Source organism: Stenotrophomonas sp. SMYL86, assembly GCF_036320025.1.
In the GTDB taxonomy this organism is placed as follows: Bacteria; Pseudomonadota; Gammaproteobacteria; order Xanthomonadales; family Xanthomonadaceae; genus Stenotrophomonas; species Stenotrophomonas maltophilia_A.
The window spans coordinates 37,835-58,245 of sequence record NZ_JAWIRU010000001.1; the positions used below are offsets into that span (position 1 = coordinate 37,835).

General features: G+C 66.1%; 15 protein-coding genes. 7 read left to right on the top strand and 8 right to left on the bottom strand.

Translation table 11 applies throughout. The features are described from left to right. Window positions 1-30: 30 nt before the first annotated feature. Window positions 31-2,112 (bottom strand): TonB-dependent siderophore receptor, encoded by a 2,082-nt coding sequence (locus V3B64_RS00165; protein WP_329913307.1) that lies wholly within the window; start codon window positions 2,110-2,112, stop codon window positions 31-33. A gap of 131 nt (window positions 2,113-2,243) precedes the next feature. On the opposite strand from V3B64_RS00165, the gene V3B64_RS00170 reads away from it, so the two are divergent. Further along, on the top strand, window positions 2,244-3,164 hold the full coding sequence (locus V3B64_RS00170) for a M14 family metallocarboxypeptidase (RefSeq protein ID WP_032128065.1): 921 nt from the start codon (window positions 2,244-2,246) through the stop codon (window positions 3,162-3,164). Window positions 3,165-3,259: 95 nt separating this feature from the next. Here the strand turns inward: V3B64_RS00170 and V3B64_RS00175 are convergent, their stop codons facing one another. After that, complete coding sequence (locus tag V3B64_RS00175) at window positions 3,260-4,111, bottom strand: LysR substrate-binding domain-containing protein (protein ID WP_049400610.1); 852 nt, start codon at window positions 4,109-4,111, stop codon at window positions 3,260-3,262. Between the two features lie 160 nt (window positions 4,112-4,271). Between V3B64_RS00175 and V3B64_RS00180 the strand changes: the two genes are divergently transcribed. Together V3B64_RS00180 and V3B64_RS00185 are read left to right on the top strand one after the other, a co-directional pair. Continuing rightward, the gene (locus tag V3B64_RS00180) at window positions 4,272-4,625 is read left to right on the top strand and encodes an SMR family transporter (protein WP_010485170.1); all 354 of its coding nucleotides are present in this window, start codon (window positions 4,272-4,274) and stop codon (window positions 4,623-4,625) included. After that, a complete protein-coding gene (locus tag V3B64_RS00185) occupies window positions 4,625-4,948 on the top strand; it encodes an SMR family transporter (RefSeq protein WP_032128064.1) in 324 nt (107 codons plus the stop codon). The genes V3B64_RS00180 and V3B64_RS00185 overlap by 1 nt, the downstream gene beginning before the upstream one ends. Before the next feature lie 125 nt (window positions 4,949-5,073). Here V3B64_RS00185 and V3B64_RS00190 read toward each other — a convergent pair whose 3' ends face one another. The 3 genes from V3B64_RS00190 to V3B64_RS00200 form a co-directional block, all read right to left on the bottom strand. After that, entirely contained in the window at window positions 5,074-8,022 is a 2,949-nt protein-coding gene (locus V3B64_RS00190; RefSeq protein ID WP_329913308.1) for a TonB-dependent receptor, read from the bottom strand. 69 nt (window positions 8,023-8,091) lie between these two features. Beyond that, window positions 8,092-9,036: a FecR domain-containing protein gene (locus tag V3B64_RS00195; protein ID WP_329913309.1), complete on the bottom strand. Its 945-nt coding sequence runs from the start codon at window positions 9,034-9,036 to the stop codon at window positions 8,092-8,094. Beyond that, on the bottom strand, window positions 9,033-9,551 hold the full coding sequence (locus V3B64_RS00200) for a sigma-70 family RNA polymerase sigma factor (protein ID WP_049400598.1): 519 nt from the start codon (window positions 9,549-9,551) through the stop codon (window positions 9,033-9,035). Before V3B64_RS00200 ends, V3B64_RS00195 begins: the two co-directional genes overlap by 4 nt. A 155-nt stretch (window positions 9,552-9,706) precedes the next feature. On the opposite strand from V3B64_RS00200, the gene V3B64_RS00205 reads away from it, so the two are divergent. Both V3B64_RS00205 and betT read left to right on the top strand, forming a co-directional pair. Next, window positions 9,707-10,087 carry a VOC family protein gene (locus V3B64_RS00205; protein ID WP_032130500.1) on the top strand — a complete coding sequence of 127 codons (381 nt, stop codon included), beginning with the start codon at window positions 9,707-9,709 and terminating at the stop codon, window positions 10,085-10,087. Between the two features lie 195 nt (window positions 10,088-10,282). Further along, window positions 10,283-12,262, top strand: a complete 1,980-nt coding sequence (gene betT, locus V3B64_RS00210; protein WP_049400600.1) for a choline BCCT transporter BetT — start codon at window positions 10,283-10,285, stop codon at window positions 12,260-12,262. Window positions 12,263-12,360: 98 nt separating this feature from the next. Here betT and V3B64_RS00215 read toward each other — a convergent pair whose 3' ends face one another. From V3B64_RS00215 to V3B64_RS00225, 3 genes are all read right to left on the bottom strand, one after another. Further along, the gene (locus V3B64_RS00215; RefSeq protein ID WP_329913310.1) at window positions 12,361-14,985 is read right to left on the bottom strand and encodes a TonB-dependent receptor; all 2,625 of its coding nucleotides are present in this window, start codon (window positions 14,983-14,985) and stop codon (window positions 12,361-12,363) included. Between the two features lie 167 nt (window positions 14,986-15,152). Continuing rightward, entirely contained in the window at window positions 15,153-15,479 is a 327-nt protein-coding gene (locus tag V3B64_RS00220; protein WP_049400602.1) for a hypothetical protein, read from the bottom strand. Window positions 15,480-15,523: 44 nt separating this feature from the next. Then, entirely contained in the window at window positions 15,524-16,501 is a 978-nt protein-coding gene (locus tag V3B64_RS00225; RefSeq protein ID WP_071229076.1) for a zinc-binding dehydrogenase, read from the bottom strand. 433 nt (window positions 16,502-16,934) lie between these two features. Here V3B64_RS00225 and V3B64_RS00230 point away from each other — a divergent pair, with 433 nt between their 5' ends. Further along, window positions 16,935-19,298 (top strand): ribonucleoside-diphosphate reductase subunit alpha, encoded by a 2,364-nt coding sequence (locus V3B64_RS00230; RefSeq protein ID WP_071229075.1) that lies wholly within the window; start codon window positions 16,935-16,937, stop codon window positions 19,296-19,298. A gap of 71 nt (window positions 19,299-19,369) precedes the next feature. Next, window positions 19,370-20,410 (top strand): ribonucleotide-diphosphate reductase subunit beta, encoded by a 1,041-nt coding sequence (locus V3B64_RS00235; RefSeq protein ID WP_024957408.1) that lies wholly within the window; start codon window positions 19,370-19,372, stop codon window positions 20,408-20,410. Window position 20,411: the final 1 nt, after the last annotated feature.

Genomic DNA, 20,411 nt, shown 5'->3' on the forward strand with positions numbered 1-20,411 from the left:
CCGCCGTCACTGCATCGGGCGGTTACTGCGTCAGAAGCGGTAGCGGCCCTGCACGTAGAAGGTGCGTGGCGCGGCCACCATGCGGCCGGCGTTGCCATCGACGTTGCGGGTGTACCAGCGCTTGTCGGCCAGGTTGTTCACGCCCAGCGCGATCTCGCTGTCACCCAGTCCCGGCACCTGCCAGGCCACCTGCGCGTTCCACAGGCGCACGCCCGGCACGCGGCCCACGCGCGCATCGGCGCTCTCGGCCCAGGTGTTGGCCGCATCGGAGAACTGGCCGCTCTGGTGGGTGCTGGAGACATTGAAGGTCCAGCCGGCCAGTGCATAGCGTGCGCCGACGCTGTCGGTGTCGCGCGAGTAGAACGGCACGTCCAGGCCACGGTTGTCGCCGGACTGCTGGATCGCCTTGGTCCAGGTGTAGTTGGCGTACAGCTCCAGACCGGCCAGTGCGCTGTCTTCGGCGAAGCGGTACTCCAGCGCGCTTTCCACGCCCTTGTGGTCGGTGGCGCCGATGTTCTGGAAGGTTGGCGGGGTGATGCCCGGCACCTGCAGGATCTGGTTGTCGAAGCGCATCTTGAACACGGTCACTTCCGCGCGCAGTGCACCGTCCTGCCAGCGCGCACCGAGTTCGGTGGTCTTGGCGATTTCCGGGTTCAGCGGGTTGCTGGCGGTCTGCGAATTCAGCTGGATGTTCTGCACCGGCCCGAACGAGGTGGTGTAGTTGCCGAACACGGTCAGCTGTGGAGTCAGCAGGTAGGCGACGTTGATCGAGGGCAGGGCCTTGTCGTTGCGGCTGCTGAAGGTTGCCGTGCCACCCGCCTGGCGGCGGTCCATGTCGATCCACTCCATGCGCACGCCCGGGGTAATGCGCCACTGGCCGATGGCGATGCGGTCGTCGATATAGAAGGCATGTGCGTCGGTGGCGTTGTCGAAGCGGTTGGTGGCGCTGGCCACGCCGGTACGGCGGGTGACGGTGTAGCTGCGGTCGTTGCCGCGCTCGCGCAGGAAGCGGTAGCCGGCGGTGATGTCGTGCACGCTGGCGCCCCAGTGCAGGCGCTGGGTATAGCGCGGCTCGATGCCGAGCACACGGTAGTCGCGCGGCTGCACGGTCAGCTGGGTGTTGGCGGCGTTGATCAGCGAGCTGGCACGGCTGCTTTCGTTGTAATAGGCCAGTACCTCGAACTCGCTGTTGGCCGACAACGTATTGGTGTAGCCCAGGTCGATGCCGGTGCGGTGGCCTTTCCAGAAATCGGTGGGGCGGGTGTTCTGGAACGGGTCGGCCTCGTACTGGGCGCGGGTCAGGCCACCCGGGGTCAGCGAACGCACATCGTAGTAGGACAGCTTGGCGCGCAGTTCCTGCTGTTCGTCGATGGCATAGGCGAACTTCAGCGCGAGGTCGTTGAAACGGTCATCGCTGCCCTGGCGCCAGCCGCGGCCATCCTGGCCGGAGTACAGCAGGGCCGCGCCCAGGCCGTTGTCGCCGGTGCCACCGAGGAAGGCGTTGTACTGGGTGCTGTCTCCGCCGCCATGGTCGTAGGCGGTGTAGCGCACGCCGGCCTCACCGTGCAGGCCGGCACCGGTGGGAATGGCGCGGGTGCTGAAGTTGATGATGCCGCCCACGTTCTGCGGGCCGTAGCGCACCGCGCCGCCACCGCGCACCACGTCGATCGATTCGATGTTGGACAGGCTGGTCGGCGCGAACGACAGCTGCGGCTGGCCATACGGCGCCACTGCCAGCGGCACGCCATCGAGCAGCACGGTCGAGCGCGGCGAGTAGCGCCCGGTCAGGCCGCGCACGCCGATGTTCAGCGAGACCGAACTGCCGGCGGTGCCGGAGTTGTCGGTGACCTGCACGCCGGGGATGCGGCGCATGGCATCGCCGATGCTGGCCGCGCCGCTGGCTTCGATGCGCTGACGGTCCACCACGGTGCGCGCGCCAGCGAAGCTCTTCACGCTGTCGTGCAGGCCGGTGCCCAGCCAGCTGCCGGAGACCTGGATGCTGTCCAGCGTGGTGGCGCCGTCCTGGGCGAAGGCGCTGACAGCCGGGAGCAGGCACAGGGCGAGGGCGGCGGCCAGTGGCAGGCGGGCCGTTTGCGGGGCGTGGATGGGCATCGATGCAGGTCGTGGAAGGGCGTAAATGAGAATTATTGCTGATTCCATTCGCCAATGGAATGCGTCTCCGGTTCATGCTGATGGGCCGGTGGTAAAGTGGGTGATTGCTTCCTGACTCGCTGAGATCTGCCATGTCCCAAGCCGCTTTCTACCCCGTCGGAACCCCTGGCCAGCCGTGGGGAGCGGCGGAACGGGAGGCGTGGCGTGGCCGCCAGCAGCGCCTGCGTCGCTACGACGAGGAAGTGCTGCCGCGCATCGAAGCCCTGGCATCGCGCTTCGACAAGGTGGCCTATGGCCAGCTCGATTACGCCGGCGAGACCTATACCCTGTTCGCCCTGCGCAGCCGCGACTGGAACCCGGCGCTGCCGGCCGCGCTGGTCACCGGTGGCGTGCACGGCTACGAGACCAGCGGCGTGATGGGCGCGCTGGAGTTTCTCGAAAAGCACGCCGCCGATTACGCCGGCAAGGCCAACCTGCTGGTGGCACCGTGCGTGAATCCGTGGGGCTTCGAGCGCATCAATCGCTGGAACTTCGATGCGATCGACCCGAACCGCAACTTCCGCGCCGATGGCCCGGCCCGCGAGTCGACCGCGTTGATCGAACTGGTCGCACCGATCAAGGACCAGTTCGTACTGCACATCGACCTGCACGAAACCACCGACAGCGACGAGAGCGAGTTCCGCCCGGCGCTGGCCGCGCGTGATGGCAAGCCGTTCGAGCCGGGCCTGATTCCGGATGGCTTCTATCTGGTGGACGACAGCGAGGCCCCGCAGGCGGCCTTCCAGCAGGCGGTGATCGCTGCGGTGGAGAAGGTCACCCACATCGCGCCGGCCGACGACAAGGGCGAGATCATTGGTTCGCCGGTGGTGGCGCATGGCGTGATCGAGTACCCGCTGGTGAAGCTGGGCCTGTGCGCCGGCATTACCGGGGCGAAGTACACCACCACCACCGAGGTCTACCCGGACAGCCCGCGTGCGACCCCGCAGCAGTGCAACGACGCGCAGGTGGCCGCAGTGTGCTCGGCGCTGGATTACGCGCTCGCCCATCGTTGACCGGTAGTGCCGGCCGCTGGCCGGCAATCGAAAAAGGGGACGGAGGGGATTAAGTCGTTTGTGCCACAAACGACTTAATCCCCTCCGTCCCCTTTTCACCCCAGTGCGTCGGCCCACCATAGTGCGGCTGGGCCTGGCGGCGTGTCGCGGCGCCACAGCAGGTCGCTGTGGATGCGCCGTGGCCAGCCGGGCAGCAGCAGTTCCACCAGCCGCCCGCGGTCGTAGCGCTGTACCAGTGCGCGCGGTAGTTCGGCCCAGCCGAGACCGTCCTCGGCCATCTCCATCACCATCAGGTAATCGGTTGCGGTCCAGGCCAGGCCGGTGACCACGCGGGATTGATCGACTTCCGCGCTCAAGCGCACCTGTCTATGCCGCGCCAGCTGTGCGGCGGCGCGACGGCCAGCGCTGGCCAGCGGATGCTCGCGCGCCACATACACCGACAGCTCGCTGTGGTGCGCCAGCGGACGTGCCACCAGTCCGTCCGGATAGTGCTCCTGCCGTGGCAGCAGACCCAGCGCGGCGCGTCCGTTGCTCACCAGTTCCAGCACGTCCTCGCCCTCGGCATCCAGCCATTCCAGCTCGATCTCCGGGAATGCCTCGGCGAAGCGTTGCAGGATCCGCTGCTCCGGGTCCAGCTGGTAGACATCGGAGAACGCCACGGTCAAGCGCGGCTCGACCGGTGCGGCCAGGCGCACGCTCAACTGCTGCAGGCGGGCATCGGCAGCCAGGATTTCCTGCGCGTGCCCAAGTACCTGGCGCCCGGCCTCGGTCAGCTGCGGGTAGCGCCCGCTGCGGTCGAACAGGCTCACGCCCAGGTCGGCTTCCAGGTGGGCGATGGCGGTGCTGACCGTCGATTGGGTCTTGCGCAGGCGTCGCGCCGCCGCCGAGAACGAGCCCAGCGCCGCGGCTTCCACGAAGGCCTGCAGGGATTCAGGGGAGTAGGGCATTGATCCATCGCTCCTGTCGATGGAATCCATTTTGATACCACCGTAAAAGGCGATGATACTTGCTTCCGTCGCCGCCGTCTGCGGGGCGTTCCGGACCCTCCACGCTCGGCGTGGATCCATTGATGAGGCGGCGTGGTCCCCGCCCTGCAAGGAGCTTCACATGTCCCGTACTGTTCCCGCCCGTGGCGCGCTGGTCGCCTGGGCCTGCCTGACCGTGGCGATCGTCGCCGAAGTGGTCGGCACCTCGTTCATGGCCCATGCCGCCCGCGATGGTGGCTGGACCGGTTACCTGATCATGGCCGGCGCGCTGGCGCTGTCCTACTTCTTCCTGGCGCAGTCGGTGCGCCGTATCGCCGTTGGCGTGGCCTATGCGGTCTGGGAGGGCCTCGGCCTGACCCTGCTCACTGTGGTCGGCCTCACCGTCTTCGGTGAAAGCCTGTCGCTGCAGCAGCTGGCCGGCCTGGTGCTGGCAGTGGTCGGCATCGTCTGCGTCACCCTCGGGGAGGCGCACTGATGAATACCTTGGCCCTGTTTTTCGTGATCTGTTCGGCCTTGATCGACGTCGCCGCCAACATGATGGTGGCCAAGTCGGAAGGTTTCCGCCGCTGGCGCTGGGGCGTCGCTGCGATCGTCATGGTCTGGATCGCCTTTGCCCTGCTGGGCCAGGCCGTGCGTTACATGGATCTGGCCACCGCCTATGCGATGTGGGGTGCGATCGGCGTGATCGGTACCGCTACCTGCGGCCGCCTGTTGTTCGGCAACCGCCTGCGTCCGATCGGCTGGGTCGGCATTGCGCTGGTCACTATTGCAGTGCTGCTGCTGAGTACCGCGAAGTGATGCATCGTTGCGCCAACCAAGGTTGGCGCCTACCAGAACCACGGTTGGCGCCTTCCAGAGCGTGAGCGGCCGCAAGCAAGCGCCCCGGGGATGATCTCCCCGGGGCGTTGCTGTTTCTGAAGCACTCAGAAGCGTGCGGTGAAGTTCAGCCGCGTGGTGCGCCCTGGGCCCGGCATCAGGCTCATCGCCAGCGTGTCCATGTAGTAGGTGTTGCGCAGGTTGCTGACCACCAGCTCCACTTCGCTGCGCGGCGTGAACTGCCAGCGTGCGTAGAAGTCATAGATCGCGGTCGGCAGGTAGATGTTCTGCAGGCCGGTCGAGCCGGTGGTGTTCCAGGGCTTGTCCAGTTCATGGGTGGGGCCGCTGTTGTAGGTGCGGCGGATGCCGGTATCCAGTCGCTTGTCGAACAGGCGGAAGCCCAGCGTGCTGTGGATCGAGTACTTCGGCGGGTTCTGTGCGTTGACGAACGAGGTGCCGAAGCCGCCGTCCACGCAGTCCGGCGTGGTGTCCAGCTTGCTCCACTTCGCATACGGGTCTTCGCGCAGGCGCTTGGCAGTGGCCGCATCGCAGGTGCGCGCGCGCTGGTAGTAGCTGGCGGACAGGTCCAGGTAGGCGATGCCGGCGTCATAGCCGGACTGCAGCTCATAGCCGGACACGGTGTAGTTGTCGACGTTGTCGACGTAGAAGGCCCAGTTGCTGGAATCGAAGCGGCGGGTGATCGCGTTGTCGATATCGTTCTTGAACCACGCCACCTTGAACGCCAGGCGGTCACCGTCGCGCCACAGGTCCTGCTTGAGCAGGCTGAAGCCGATGTCCCACGAGCGGTTCTTCTCCGGCTTCAGGTCGGCCACCGGTGCCGAGGTGCTGTTGCCCAGCGTCGACTCGAACAGGCTGGGCATCTTCCAGCCTTGCGCGTACTTCACGTAGAAGAACATGTCCTGGTCGAGGTTGAAGCGTGCTTCGGCATAGGGCGCGAAGCCGTGGCCGGAACGGCGGATCGCCGGCTTGTAGCCCCAGGCGGTGGGAATCTGCTTGGTATAGAAACCGTTGGCGCCGCGCGGATCAGGAATGAAGCCGTCGAAATCGTAGGCCTGGCCCAGCGTGCTGTCGCCATAGGGCGTGGCGCGCAGCGAGTCATAGGTGTAGTTGCCCTGGGCATCCGGGTACCACTCCTTGTACCAGCCCGGAAGCAGCTGGCCGCCCTTGCTCAGGCGCGCGAAGGTGTAGCGCAGGTCGCGCGATTCACTGACGAAGGCCACGCGGTTGCGGTCGCGGGTGCGGTAGTCGGTGAAGCGGCCGCCGGCAGTCAGCGACAGCCAGTCCCACGGCTGCCACTGCAGTGATGCCACCACGCTGGCTTCGCGGCGCGTGCCCGAGCGCAGGTAGCGGTTGTTGTTGAAATCCACCGGCAGCACCGGTGAGTTGGGCGCCGTGTCCTCGTGCTGGAAGGACGCGCCATAGCGCAGCGTCCAGTCGCCCAGAGCATTGCTGAAGCGCGTGGTGTTGCTGCTGTCCACGCCCCAGCGCTGGGTCTTCACGTCCGACTGCAGTCCCGGGCCATAGGTCTCGCCCAGCGTGTCGGGCATCTGGTCGTTGGGCACGTCCTTGAACAGCGGCGTGTTGGCGATGTTGCTGTTGAACATGCGGCTGGTGGCGGTGGTGAACCACAGCGTGCTGCTCAGGTCCAGCCACGGATGTGCCTCGGGCCGGTAGCGGTGGCGCAGCGAGGTGGCGTTGACCCGCATTTTTCCCGGCTCGAACTGGAACATGGTGTTGGCCTTGTCCACGTAGGTCACCCATTCGTTGGACTCGCCCACGCGTCCGATCGCCGACGGCATGATCTCGCCGAAGCTGGAGTTGAAGTAGCGGTGGCTCAGCTCCAACCGCTGGTCCGGGTTGGGCGTCCAGGTGAATTTCAGCAATGCCGATTCGTTGTCGGTATGCGTGTTGAGCACTTCATCGCCCGGATGGAAGAGCTTGGACACCGCCTGGCTGGACATGCCGGTACCGCCGCTGGACAGGTGCTGGTTGTCGTAGCGATGCGCGCCGTTGCTGCCGGCGAAGAAGTTGCCCTGGCGGCGCCGCGCATAGGCCGCGACCAGCTGCCAGTCTTCGCCACGCTGGGCGAAGGCCACGCTGCCATTCCAGTCGCGCGGGTCGCGCAGGCTGTTGCGGTTGTCGCTGCCGCGCGCGATCTGCTTGAAGGTGCGGGTGCGGTCGATGCTGTTGTCGGCCACGCCGCCGCGCATGCGCAGGCCCCAGGTCTGGCCATCATCGAGGATGTCATCGACGTTCAACGTTTCCATGTAGACCACGCCGCCGATCGCGCTGGCGGCGTTGGCGGCCAGGCTCGGTCCCTTTTCAATGCTGACCGCACTGATCAGATCGGGATCGAGATAACTGCGCTGCTGCACGCCGGCATAGCCGCGGTACACGTCGATGGCCTGCTGGCCGCCGTCGATGATCACCGGCACCCGGTTCTGGCCCTGCAGGCCGCGGATGTTGACGTCCAGCGCACCGCCGTTGCGAACGTCAGCGGTGTGTACGCCCACCGCACCGGCCAGCACGTCGCCGATCGACTGGCCGCGGAAGCGTTCCAGTTGCTGATGGTCCAGGTGCACGCGCGAGCCGCTGTCACGGTAGACCGCATCGGCATCGGCGAGGCCCCACGGTGAAGCGCCTTCGCTGGCCTGGCCAGCCACGCGCAGGGTGCCGATCTGGCGTACCCCGGCTTCAGCGGTGGGTGCCGCCTGCAGCACCACACCGCTGGCATCACGCTGGAAGGCCAGGCCGGTGCCGGCCAGCAGCTGCGCCAATGCGGCGTCAGTACCGAGCGTGGCTTGCACGCCGCTGCTGTGGCGGCCGCGGGTCAGGCGCGCGTCGGCAGCGATGGACAGGCCCGACTGCTGGCCGAACGCGGTCAGGGCCTGGTCGAGCGGGCCAGCCGGGATCTGCCAGCGAATGGCGGCCGCAGTGTCCTGTGCATGGGCGGCGGCCGGCAGCAGGCACGGGGAGGCCATGGCCAGGCACAGCGCGATGGCCAGGGGACGAGGGGAGGGGCAGGGCAGTTTCATGGGGGCGGCAACATCCGCAATGGGTTCCCTTGTAGTGCCCGGTGAGCGCACAGAAAGGGAACCGCGATTTCAAAGCGAACGCACGACGGTCCACCACGGCCAGCGCTGCTCGACACGGATCGGCAGGGCGCGGGCCAGCAGATGCAGCGCCTGGGTGCTGTCCAGGCGTGGCAGTACCGCCGTGACTTTCAATGCGGCGAGCGCCGGATCACAACCGAGATAGCCCTGATGGTGGCGGGCCAGCTCATCGATGACGCGGATCAAAGGCGTGTCCTGTACCTGCAGGCGTCCGTCCTGCCAGTCACCGCGCAATGGATCCGCAACCACCGGGGAGAGTCCGCCCATCGGGCCGATCCGCACCGCGCCTCCGGCAGCCACATCCAGCGCCACACCGAACATCGGCAGGCAGCGCACCACGCCCTCGAACACATCCAGGCGGCTGCCCTGCGCCTCACGACCGACCGCGAAGCGGGTGCCGATCGGCTGCAGGCGTGCGCCCGGCACATGCACGGTCAACGGCTGGCCGGCGAACGCAGGGTGATGGCCGGTCTGCAGCAGCAGCTCGCCACGCAGCAGATGCAGGGCGCGGCGGCCGCTGCCGATGTCGATGGTGACTTCGCTGTCCGCGTTGAGCCACAACTGGCTGCCATCAATCAGCCTCCAGTGCCCGGTGCGCCCGGCAACGGTTCGCTGCGTCTGCAGGCCGCGTTGCGCCTGCAGGCCATGCAGGCCCAGCAGTGAAACCGCGCCGATGCCAAGTGCACCACCGAGGCTGCGCAGAGCCTGCCGGCGACGACGGCCTGCGGCATCCAGCGCGGTGGCGGCGGCCGGCGCCGACAGGGGCGCAAAGGACTGCCAGACCGACTCGACCCGACGCCACGCATCGGCGTGGCCGACATCAGCCTGCAGCCATGCGCGCCAGCGGTACTGCTCGTCATCAGTCCAGCCCTGCTCGCGCAGCGCGAACCACTCTGCCGCCTGTTCCAGGGCCGGGCCAGCCAATGCCGCACTCATGCCGCCGCGTCGCCGGACAGGCGCAGGCAATGCAGCATCGCCTGCGCCATGTACTTCTTGACCATGCGCTCGGACACGCCCAGTTGTTGGCCGATCTCCGCATAGCCCAGGCCAGACAGTCGTGCCAGCAGGAACGCACGCCGCGGGCGTTCGGCCAGGCCGGCCAGCATGTCGGCGATGGCGTGCAGCAGTTGCAGTGCCTGCGTGCGTTCTTCCGCCGATGGATGCACCGGCTCCGGTTGGGCGGCCAAGGCCGTCAGGTAGGCGCGCTCCAGATCCGCGCGCTGCCAGTGGTTGACCAGCAGGGCGTGCGCGATAGTGCTGAGGTAAGCACGCGGCAGGCGCAGTTCGGACGGATCGACACGACGGCTGAGCAGGCGCACGAAGGTGTCCTGGGTCAGGTCGGCGGCGCAGTCGGCGTTGTGGGTGCGGCGGCGCAGCCAGCCCAGCAGCCAGCCATGGTGTTCGCGGTAGAACCCCGCCAGCGCGGTGCTGGAGGCGGCGGGCACGGCCATCGGCATCGATCATTAATGAGAATGATTCCCATTATAGTGTGATCGGGAGGTGTACGACAAACCCTGCGCAGGGGGGGGGGGGGGACAACGGCCAGGGCGTTTGCGATGACCGCCGGGCTCGCCGACACTGCGGTCTTTCCGCAGGGAGTGCCCGCATGTTCAGCCACATCACCGTTGGAACCAACGACATGGACGTCGCGCATCGCTTCTACGATGCCCTGTTCACCGCATTGGGCGCCCGTCCCGGTGTCTTCGATGACAAGGGGCGCCTGGTGTATTTCAAGGACGGCCGCATGTTCATCGTCACCGCACCGATCGATGGTGAGCCGGCCTGCCATGCCAATGGCGGCACCATCGGCTTCACCCTGGACAGTGCCGAGGCCGTGCGTGGCTGGCAGGACGCAGGCGTAAGCCACGGTGGCACCGCCATCGAAGACCCGGCCGGCATCCGCAACATGGCCGGGCGGCAGCTGTTTCTGGCCTACCTTCGCGATCCGGATGGCAACAAGCTGTGCGCGGTGCATGTGATGTCGTGATTGGACAGTACGCGCGTGGCCGCGATGCACGCGGTCCGCGCGCGGCTGCGCTCGCAGGCACGCTTCGGCGCGCGCGTGATAACACGGAATGGTGGGCCGGGCCTGTGACCGCAGGCCGCAACTTCATGCTCTGTCCACTGCGGTTCAGCCAGAATCGGTCGGCTAACCCTTTGATCTACCGGAGAACGCCGCCCCATGGAAGTACTGGAGCCGCAACAATCCCCGGTGCGCACCCTCCGACCTGTGTTCGCCTTCGCGGCGATCGTTGTCGTGGCGTTCGCGCTGTTTGTCAGTCTGTTCCCGCTCGGTGCGGGCCGCCTTCTGGTCAAGGCGCAGGACTGGGCCGCACTCAATGTCGGCTGGTACTACCTGCTGGCGATGACCCTCTACCTGGTGTTCGTGGTCGGCGTGGCGCTGTCCAAGTACGGTGGCATCAAGCTCGGTGCCGACCATGACGAGCCGGAGTTCAGCTATCTCTCCTGGGCCGGCATGCTGTTCGCCGCCGGCATCAGCATCACCCTGTTCTTCTTCTGCGTCTCCGAACCGCTGACCCACTACCTGCAGCCGCCGCAGGGCGATCCGGCGGCCGGTGAGGCTGGTGCGCGCCAGGCCATGCAGCTGCTGTTCCTGCACTGGGGCCTGCATGGCTGGGGCGTGTTCGCACTCGCGGCGATGGCGATGGCCTACTTCGCCTACCGCCACAACCTGCCGCTGGCCCTGCGTTCGGCGCTGTACCCGCTGATCGGCAAGCGCATCAATGGCCCAATCGGCTATACCGTGGACGCGTTGGGCATTGTCGCCACCGTGTTCGGCATCGGCGCCGACATGGGCTTCGGCGTGCTGCACCTCAACGCTGGCCTGTCGCACCTGTTCAACATCCCGCACTCCAACCTGGTGCAGATCATCCTGGTGGTCAGCATGATGGGCGCGGCGGTGGCCGTGGCCGTTTCAGGCGTGGAGAAGGGCGTGCGCTGGATGGCCAACATCAACATGCTGCTGGCGATCGCGCTGGTGCTGTTCATGCTGTGCGCCGGCCCCACCCAGTACCTGCTCAGCACGCTGATGCAGAACCTGGGCGACTACCTCGGCAGCGTGGTCGGCAAGAGTTTCGATGTGTACGCCTATGGCGGCCGACCGGAATGGCTGGGCGGCTGGACGGTGTTCTACTGGGCCTGGTGGATCGGCTGGGCGCCGTTCGTCGGCCTGTTCATCGCCCGCATATCGCGTGGCCGCACCATCCGCGAATTCGTGTTCGGCGTGCTGCTGATCCCGCTCGGCTTCACCCTGGCGTGGCTGTCGATCTTCGGCAACAGTGCACTGGACCAGGTGCTGCACCATGGCCAGCAGCAACTGGCGCAACTGGCGGTGGATGATCCACCCACCGTGCTGTATGCCCTGCTGGATGGGTATCCGTGGAGCAAGGCGGTGATCGCGGTGACGGTGTTCGTCAGTTTCATTTTCTTCGTGACATCGGCTGACTCCGGCGCGGTGGTGCTGTCCACGTTGTCCTCGCATGGCGGGGCGCCGGAGGATGATGGTCCGCGTTGGCTGCGCGTGTTCTGGGGCACGGTGATCGCGGTGCTGACCGCCGGGTTGCTGCTGGCCGGCAGCATCGATGCGCTGAAATCGGCGGTGGTGCTGGCGTCGCTGCCGTTCTCGGCGGTGTTGTTGCTGATGATGTGGGGCCTGACCCGCGCCTTCAGTGACGAATCGCACCGCAAGCGCGCGCTGCAGTACCGTCCCTCGCCGCTGATCGGTGACGACCGCCACCACCAGGGCTGGCGCCAGCGCCTGAGCCAGGCCATGCACTTCCCGGTGCGCGACCAGGTCTACCGCTTCATGGACGACACCGTGAAGCCAGCGATGGAGGCGGTGGCCGAGCAGCTGCGCGGGCAGGGCTGGGATGTGGCCACGCGGTTCGAGGCCGGCGACATGGAATTGACGGTGAATCACGGCGAGCAGCAGGACTTCCTGTACCGGGTGATCCTGAGTGGCTACCTGACGCCGTCGTTCGCCGCGCAGCAGCTGCGCAACCAGCGCTACTACCGCGCTGAAGTGCACCTGTTCGAAGGCAGCCAGGACTACGACCTGGTCGGCTACAGCCGCAAGCAGATCATCAACGACATCATCAGCCAGTACGAACGGCACCTGCAGTTCCTGCACCTGAGCCGCTGATGCACGACCGCCGGGCTGGCCCCGGCGGTCAGTGGTAGTGCCGGCCGCTGGCCGGCAGCACAATTGGGGCGGCGCATCACCGCCGCCCCGATATCGCATCAGAACCGGTAGCGCGCCCCCAGCGAGACGAACTGCCCGCGCAGGTTGTACTGGCTGATGTCGAAGCCATTGGAGCCACCGGCCGGGTCGAACGGCGGGTCCTTGTCGGTCAGGTTCAGCACCGACAGCGACAGCGTGGTGTTGGGAATACCTTCGTAGGCCACGTAAAGATCCAGCTGGTGATACGGCTTGATGCGGTCACGCAGCCCCGGATTGCTGGTGGCCGTCGCCACACGCTGGTCGTAGCCACTCACGTACTGCAGGCTCAGCGTGCTGCTCCAGTCGCCCACCGCCCAGTTCAACGACGTGGTACCGCGGGTACGCGGCAGTGCGCCGTGGCGGTTGTTGCCGGCCCCGTCATAGGGCGCCTGGCCGGCCACCAGCGGCTGCTTGAAGCTGAGCAGGTGGGTCCAGCTGCCGGCGACGGTGAAGTTGCCCCAACCGTCGGTGCGGAAGGTGCGGCTGGCGTCCAGGTCCAGCCCCGAGGTGGTCAGTTCGCCTTGGTTGGCGTACTGGTTGGTGATGAACTGGATGCGTCCGTTCTCGCGTTGTACGCGGCCCGGGAACAGGGTCGGGTTGTCGACGATGAACTGCGCACTGTCCGGCTTGACCAGGTTGTCCTGTTCGATGCGGTACCAGTCCAGGCCGATGCTGGTATCGCCATCCGGCGACCACACCGCACCCACGTTGAAGTTACGCGAGCGCTCGGCCTTCAGGTCCGGGTTGCCGGTGCGGATGTTGGTCACGCCGCGGCTGCCACCCGGTTGCAGTGGGTCGAACGGGTCGATCACCGAGCCGTAGCTGACGGTCTGGCCCGGCGCGATCTCCGGCAGCGACGGCGCACGGAAGCCTCGCGAGAACGAGCCGCGCAGCAGCAGGCTGTCCAGCGGCTGCCAGCGCAATGCCACCTTCGGCGAGAACGCCTTGCCGAAGTCATCGTAGCGGTCGCCGCGACCGGCCAGCTGCAGTTCCAGCGTGCGGTGCAGCGGCACGCTCAGTTCGGCGTAGGCGGCACTGACCTGGCGTTCGCCGTTGACCACGTTGATGGCCGGGCGCAGCTCGGTGCCCGACAGCACCTGCGCGCTGGTACGCGCGTCCAGTGATTCCTTGCGGAACTCGGCGCCCCAGGCGAAGCCGACCGCTCCGGCCGGCAGCTCCCACAGCGTGGTCGACGCCTTCACGTTCAGCGAGTGCAGCTTGTACCAGCCGGGGCGTTTGGTCTGCAGGCGCAGTGCATCCAGCGCCTCCGGCGTGCTGGACGGATTGAGGAAGTTGTAGCTGCCATCGCGCAGGATCTGTTCGAAGGCGTAGCGGTTGACGAAGTTGTCGACGTACTCGCGCTGTGCACTCTGCGAGGTCAGCGCCGCCACTTCCCAGTCCCAGCGCTCGCCACTGCCACGCACGCCGGCCAGGGCACGGTAGAACACCTGGGTGTTGTCCTTCAGGCGCGGGCCGAGATCGAAGAAGGTGTACTCGAACGGCAGCGGCGTGCTGCCCGGGTTGTTCGGGTGGCCGACCGGCAGCACCGCCGGCACGTCGATCAGGGTGCCGGTGGCCGGGTTGTAGGCACGCAGGCCCGGCCCGACGGTCAGTGGCGCGCTGAAGATCTGGTCGGCCTTGTTGTGGCTGTACAGCACATCGGCGAAGGCCTCGACGCTGTCATTGAATCGGTAGGTCGCACTCAGCGACGCCTGCAGGCGCTCGGCGCCGGGCTGCAGGGTCTTGAACGGCTGCGCATTGAAGGCGCAGGCCTGGCCGGGCAGGGTGCTGCCGAAGTCGCTGTACGGGCGCAGCTGGCTGCCGTCGGGGCAGTTGGCGAACGGTTGCGGCGCACGCGGGTTGCTCAGCCAGTTGCCACCGGCAGTGGACCACCCGGCCAGGCGACCACCGGGCTTGTCGCGGAAATCGCCGCTGCGGGTATAGGCACGGTCATCGCCATCGAGGCGGTCGCGCTTGAGCAGGTCCAACCCGAACAGCACGTTCCAGCCCTGCTGTTCCAGATCACCGAAGCCGGCCAGCAGGCTGGCCTTGCGTTCGTTCAGGCCGCCCTGGGTGGCGGTGCCGAAGCCGCCGCCGACTTCCACGCCCTGGAAGTTCCTGCGCAGGATGATGTTGATGACGCCAGCGATGGCGTCGGAGCCGTACACCGCCGAGGCGCCATCCTTCAGCACTTCGATGCGCTCGACCGCACTGATCGGCAGCGCATTGAGGTCAACGAAGGTGTCCTGGGTGTTGAGCGCGAAGCCGAAGTTGGAGACGCGGTAGCCGTTGACCAGCACCAGCGTGTTCTTCGGCGACAGGCCGCGCAGGCCGATCGAGGCCGAGCCGGCGGCGAAGCTGCCGGTGTACTGCTCGTCGAAGCTGTTGCCGGCATTGGCCGACAGGTTGCGCAGCACGTCGGTAAGGGTGGAACGACCGGTCTGTTCGATCTGTTCGCGGCTGACGATCTGCACCGGGTTGGGCCCGGCGGTATCGCTGCGCTTGATGTTGGAGCCGGTCACCAGCACAGTGCCGAGGGTGGTGCTGTCCTTGCCGGAATCGGCGGTTTCAGCGGCGCCGGCAGCGCCGGCGGTGAGGCCCAGCGCGATCGCGCCGGCAAGCAGGTTCAGGGTGGTGCGGTACATGGAAGCGACAACGCCGAACGGGGGAGGAGCCGTCAGTACCGCACGCAGCCACGTGCGCCTTCCAATGACGAAAGCGCATTCAGTTATACATCACAGGTTCTTAACCATTGGAGCGGGTGGTGACTTCGCGCTTTCGGGCGCCGTTGCGGCATTCAACCCCGATCCACTCAATCACCCGAGTGGATTTCAAGGTCGGAGACGAAAATCCAAAGGCTGTCCGGCACTTCGTTGTGGCACGCAAGCCCCATATCCGTGATGCTTCCAGGAAACTGGACCAGCACCCGCAAGCCGCGTTGATGCCTGGCCATGGACGTTTGGGATTCCTCAAGAACAATGGTCCCGTTGGTACCGATCAATCTCCAGTAGTCTTCGGAGGGCCGAACATCGTCAGGTGGGTGTTTGCTCCCGAGAAAGGTTGCCAGCAGCACCTTCCGACCATTCATTCCGCTCAACGTGATTTCTTCTTCAGCAAAGACGATGTAGACATTATCCATTGGGATGGGGCGGCGCGTAGCGCCGCCGGATCCAGCGCCTTGCATCAAGGCCGCAGCAGCACCTTGCCATTGCGGCCCGAACCCGCACCGGCCTTTGCTGCCTGGGCGATGTCGTCCAGTGCGAAGATCTGCTCCACCGGAAGGGTCAGTTCGCCGCTCGCCGCGCGCTTCAGCAGTTCGCCAACCAGCCGGCGCTTGTCCTCCACCGCCATCGCCTGGCTGACCTTGCTGCCCCAGAAACCCTTCACCGTGGCTTCCTTGTAGATCAGGCCGCCGGCGGGAATGCGCATGGGTTCGCCGCTCATCACACCGAACGACACCAGGGTGCCGTGGTGGCCAAGCAGGTCGACCAGATCGCCGCTGGCGTCGCCGCCAATGGAATCCACCGCGGCCGCGGCCTGCGCTTCGCCGGTCGCCTCACGCACGCGATCCTTCCAGCCGTCTACCGAGGTGTCGAACACATGATCGATGCCCAATGCCTTCAACTGTGCGACCGCATCGGCATTGCGCACCAGGTTGGCCACATGCACGCCACGCGCCCGCGCCAGCATCGCCAGCGATTTGCCCACTGCGCCGTTGGCGGTGTTCTGCACGATCCACTGGCCCGCTTCGACGTGCAGGAATTCCAGCAGCATCAGCGCGCTCAGCGGCATCGCGATCAGCTGTGCGGCCATTTCGTCGGGGATCGCCTCCGGCATCGGAATCACCATGCGTGCCGGCGCGATGAAGGCTTCAGCCCAGGTGCCGTGCACCGAGGCGGCGGCAACCCGCTGGCCGATCTGCAGGCCGTCGACGCCATCGCCGAGTGCATCGACCACGCCCAGTGCTTCACTGCCCCCGATCGCCGGCAGCGTTGGCTTGTAGCCATACAGGCCGCGCACGGTCAGCAGGTCGTGGTTGTGGATCGAGGCCAGCACGGTGCGGATGCGCACCTCGCCGGGGCCGGGCTCGGGCAAGGCGGCATCGGCAATGGCAAGGACGTCGGCCGGGTCGCCGAAGGAGGGGTACTGGGCAGCGCGCATGGGCGGTGTTCCGGGGAAAGTTGATGTTGTACCGAACTGGGGACGCAGGCGTTGTCGACAAGGCGCCGCAGGTGCAACACGGCATCCTGCGACTGATCGTCGCGACATGTGCTGATTACCGCATCTTGTGTTGACGGGCTGGAATATCCCCACTATGTTGTGTCCGTCACTCCCGGTCAGCCGCCGCCGCCGGACATGCAGCAAACGTCCCGCGGCCCGCCCCTGAAGGCTTGCCGTGTCGACGCGGCCGCCATCGAGCGGACCCAGATCGCCCCCACGGCCCGGATACCGGCCGCAGGCGCAGGCTGTTGCCGACGATCTGGTGTTCCCGCGCTTTGGCATCCCACCCCGACCGCCCCGTGCGCCGGTATCGCGTGCAGGGCCGCCATGGCATCGACCGCCAACGCGCGTGCGAGCCTGGAGTTTCACCACCATGACCGACAGTACCTTCCGCGTGGCCGATCTGGCCGGCGCTGGCGACGCCTTGCGCGCCGGTGGCGAGCGCGTGCCGACCTGGATCACCAAGGAGGCCGGCAACCGTCGCCTGCCGTTCGAGGCCGAGCGCCTGCAGCGCAGCATCGACGCCGTGCATGCCGAGTTCCCGCAGCTGGATGTGAGCGACTACCGCCGTGTAGTGCAGTCGATGGTCGAACGCAAACCGAGCATCAGCGCCGATGACCTGGTCGATCTGCTGATCCGCGAGGCCGAGTCGCGGGTGGACCTGGTCGCGCCGGAGTGGGAACAGTTTGCCGCGCGCATCTACCTGCGCCGCCTGTACAAGCGCGCCAGCCGCAACCGCTTCTACGATGTTGGACTGAAGTACGGTTCCTACGTGGGCCTGCAGGAAAGCCTGGCCGATCGCGGCATCTACAGCAACGACATCCTGCGCTGCTACTCGAAGGAAGAACTGCAGCAGGCCGGCGAGATGATCGACCCGGAACGCGATCGCCTGTTCGCGTACAACGGCCTGTACCTGCTAGCCACGCGCTACCTGGCCAGCGACCGCAGCCGCGAAGTCTACGAACTGCCGCAGGAGCGCTGGCTGACCATCGCGCTGTACCTGATGCAGGAGGAAAAGCCGCGTGAGCGGCGCATGCAGCTGGTCGGCGAGGCGTACTGGGCGCTGTCCAACCTGTACATGACGGTGGCCACGCCGACGTTGGCCAATGCCGGCAAGGTCGGCGGCCAGTTGTCCAGCTGCTTCATCGACACGGTGGACGACAGCCTGCAGGGCATCTATGACTCCAATACCGATATCGCCCGCGTGTCCAAGCACGGCGGCGGCGTTGGTGCCTATCTGGGCTATGTGCGCAGCAGCGGCGCGCCGATCCGTGGCGTGGCCAATTCCTCCGGTGGCGTGGTGCCGTGGATCAAGCAGCTCAACAACACTGCGGTGTCGGTTGATCAGCTCGGCCAGCGCAAGGGCGCGGTGGCGGTGTACCTGGACATCTGGCACCGCGATATCGAAGCCTTCATGGACCTGCGCCTCAACAACGGCGACCAGCGCCTGCGCGCGCACGATGTGTTCACTTCGGTCTGCGTGCCCGACCTGTTCATGGAAGCGGTCGAGCGTCGCGCCGACTGGTACCTGTTCGACCCGCACGAGGTGAAGCAGGCCAAGGGCTGGTACCTGCAGGACTTCTACGACGAGAAGCGTGGTTCGGGCAGCTTCCGTGACCGCTACGCCGAGCTGGTGGCCGATGAGCGCATCAGCCGCCGCACGGTGAAGGCCATCGATCTGTTCAAGCGGATCATGCTCAGCCAGCTGGAGACCGGTAACCCGTTCCTGTTCTACCGCGACGAGGTCAACCGCCGGAACCCGAACAAGCACGCGGGCATGATCTATTCCAGCAACCTGTGCACCGAGATCCTGCAGAACATGAGCCCGACGCGGATGATCCAGGAGATCGTCAGCGGCGACCAGATCGTGACTACGCGCCGCGCCGGTGACTTCGTGGTCTGCAACCTGTCCTCGATCAACCTCGGACGTGCGATCAGTGCGCCGGATGACCTGCTGGCCACCGACGTGCTGGAGCGCCTGATCCCGATCCAGGTGCGCATGCTCGACAACGTGATCGACCTCAACGCATTGCCGGTGCCGCAGGCCACGATCACCAACCGCAAGTACCGTGCCATCGGCCTGGGCACGTTCGGCTGGCACCACCTGCTGGCGCAGCAGGCGATCCAGTGGGAATCGCCGGATGCCGAGGAGCTGGCCGACCGCCTCTACGAGCGCATCAACTTCCTGACCATCCAGGCCAGCGCGCAGCTGGCGAAGGAGAAAGGCAGCTACCCGATGTTCACCGGCAGCGACTGGCACAACGGCCGCTACTTCAGTGACCGCGACTACAGCGGCGCGGCCTGGGACAGCCTGGCCCGCGAGGTCGCCACGCACGGCCTGCGCAACGGCTGGCTGCTGGCGGTGGCACCGAACATGAGCACCGCGCAGATTGCCGGTTCCACCGCCTCCATCGACCCGATCTACAGCGCGTTCTACTACGAGGAAAAGAAGGATTTCCGGCGTCCGGTGGCCGCTCCGGGTTTGTCGCTGGAGACCTGGCCGTACTACGAGAAGGGTGCCTACAAGGTCGACCAGTTCGCCAGCGTGCGCCAGAACGCACGCCGCCAGCGCCACGTCGACCAGTCGATCAGCTTCAACCTGTACGTGCCAAGCACCATCCGCGCCAGCACGCTGCTGGAGCTGCATCTGAGCGCCTGGCGCGAGGGCCTGAAGACCACCTACTACGTGCGCTCCAACGACATCGACATCAGCGAATGCGAGTGGTGCTCCAGCTGACCGCCGGCGACCCACGGTAGTGCCGGCCGCTGGCCGGCAACACGATAGAAAGAGAACGAAGGCAGAAACCCATGGCAACCCCCCTCGACCGCATCAAGATCCTCGAACCGCGCCATCCCAACCGCAGCACCGGCATCATCAACGGCCGCACCAGCGGCATCCTCAACTGGAACGACATCCCGTACCCGTCGTTCTATCGGGCCTACAAGGAGCTGTCGACCAACTTCTGGATTCCCGATGAGGTCGACATGAAGCTCGATGCCCGCCAGTACGGCGAGCTCAATGCGCGCGAAAAGAACGCCTACGACTCGATCATCGGCCTGCTGGCCACGCTGGATTCACCGCAGACCCGCTTCATCTACAACGTGGCCGAGTACATCACCGATCCCGCCGCGCATGCCAATGCAGCGATCATCGGCCAGCAGGAAGTGATCCACAACGAGAGCTACAGCTACGTGCTGGCCTCGATCACCGACCTGCCGAACCAGAACCGCATCTTCGAGATCGCCCGCACCCACCCGACCATCATCAAGCGCAACGCACCGATCATGGGCGCGTATGACGACTTCATGCGCGAGAAGACCGCCGAGACCCTGCTGAAGTCGCTGATCCAGTCCTCGATCCTGGAAGGCATCAACTTCTATTCCGGTTTCGCCTACTTCTACAACATGGTGCGGCAGAACCGCATGAACGGCACCGGCAAGATCATCAGCTTCATCAACCGCGACGAGCTGGCGCATACCAAGTTCATCAGCGAGTTGATCCGCGCCATCATCGGCGAGAACCCTGAGCTGCAGACCAACGAGCTGACCGCCTACGTGCACCAATCATTCGAACACGCGATCGAGCTGGAGACGCAGTGGTCGTCGGAGGTGCTGGACGGTATCGACGGCATCGACGTGGACGAGATGGTGCGCTACGTGAAGTACCGCGCCAACAAGATGGCCGGCATGCTCGGCATCGAGCGCCTGTACAGCGACACCACCGACAACGTGATGCCGTGGATCAAGGCCTACGCCGACAACTTCACCGAAACCAAGACCGACTTCTTCGAGATGCGCAATGCAAGTTACAAGAAGACCAACGTCGACAACGGCTTCGACGACCTCTGAG

Coding starts and splice junctions, on each gene's coding strand:
- V3B64_RS00165 (WP_329913307.1), bottom strand. CDS start 2,112: ATGCCCATCCACGCCCCGCAAACGGCCCGCCTGCCACTGGCCGCCGCC.
- V3B64_RS00170 (WP_032128065.1), top strand. CDS start 2,244: ATGTCCCAAGCCGCTTTCTACCCCGTCGGAACCCCTGGCCAGCCGTGG.
- V3B64_RS00175 (WP_049400610.1), bottom strand. CDS start 4,111: ATGCCCTACTCCCCTGAATCCCTGCAGGCCTTCGTGGAAGCCGCGGCG.
- V3B64_RS00180 (WP_010485170.1), top strand. CDS start 4,272: ATGTCCCGTACTGTTCCCGCCCGTGGCGCGCTGGTCGCCTGGGCCTGC.
- V3B64_RS00185 (WP_032128064.1), top strand. CDS start 4,625: ATGAATACCTTGGCCCTGTTTTTCGTGATCTGTTCGGCCTTGATCGAC.
- V3B64_RS00190 (WP_329913308.1), bottom strand. CDS start 8,022: ATGAAACTGCCCTGCCCCTCCCCTCGTCCCCTGGCCATCGCGCTGTGC.
- V3B64_RS00195 (WP_329913309.1), bottom strand. CDS start 9,036: ATGAGTGCGGCATTGGCTGGCCCGGCCCTGGAACAGGCGGCAGAGTGG.
- V3B64_RS00200 (WP_049400598.1), bottom strand. CDS start 9,551: ATGGCCGTGCCCGCCGCCTCCAGCACCGCGCTGGCGGGGTTCTACCGC.
- V3B64_RS00205 (WP_032130500.1), top strand. CDS start 9,707: ATGTTCAGCCACATCACCGTTGGAACCAACGACATGGACGTCGCGCAT.
- betT (WP_049400600.1), top strand. CDS start 10,283: ATGGAAGTACTGGAGCCGCAACAATCCCCGGTGCGCACCCTCCGACCT.
- V3B64_RS00215 (WP_329913310.1), bottom strand. CDS start 14,985: ATGTACCGCACCACCCTGAACCTGCTTGCCGGCGCGATCGCGCTGGGC.
- V3B64_RS00220 (WP_049400602.1), bottom strand. CDS start 15,479: ATGGATAATGTCTACATCGTCTTTGCTGAAGAAGAAATCACGTTGAGC.
- V3B64_RS00225 (WP_071229076.1), bottom strand. CDS start 16,501: ATGCGCGCTGCCCAGTACCCCTCCTTCGGCGACCCGGCCGACGTCCTT.
- V3B64_RS00230 (WP_071229075.1), top strand. CDS start 16,935: ATGACCGACAGTACCTTCCGCGTGGCCGATCTGGCCGGCGCTGGCGAC.
- V3B64_RS00235 (WP_024957408.1), top strand. CDS start 19,370: ATGGCAACCCCCCTCGACCGCATCAAGATCCTCGAACCGCGCCATCCC.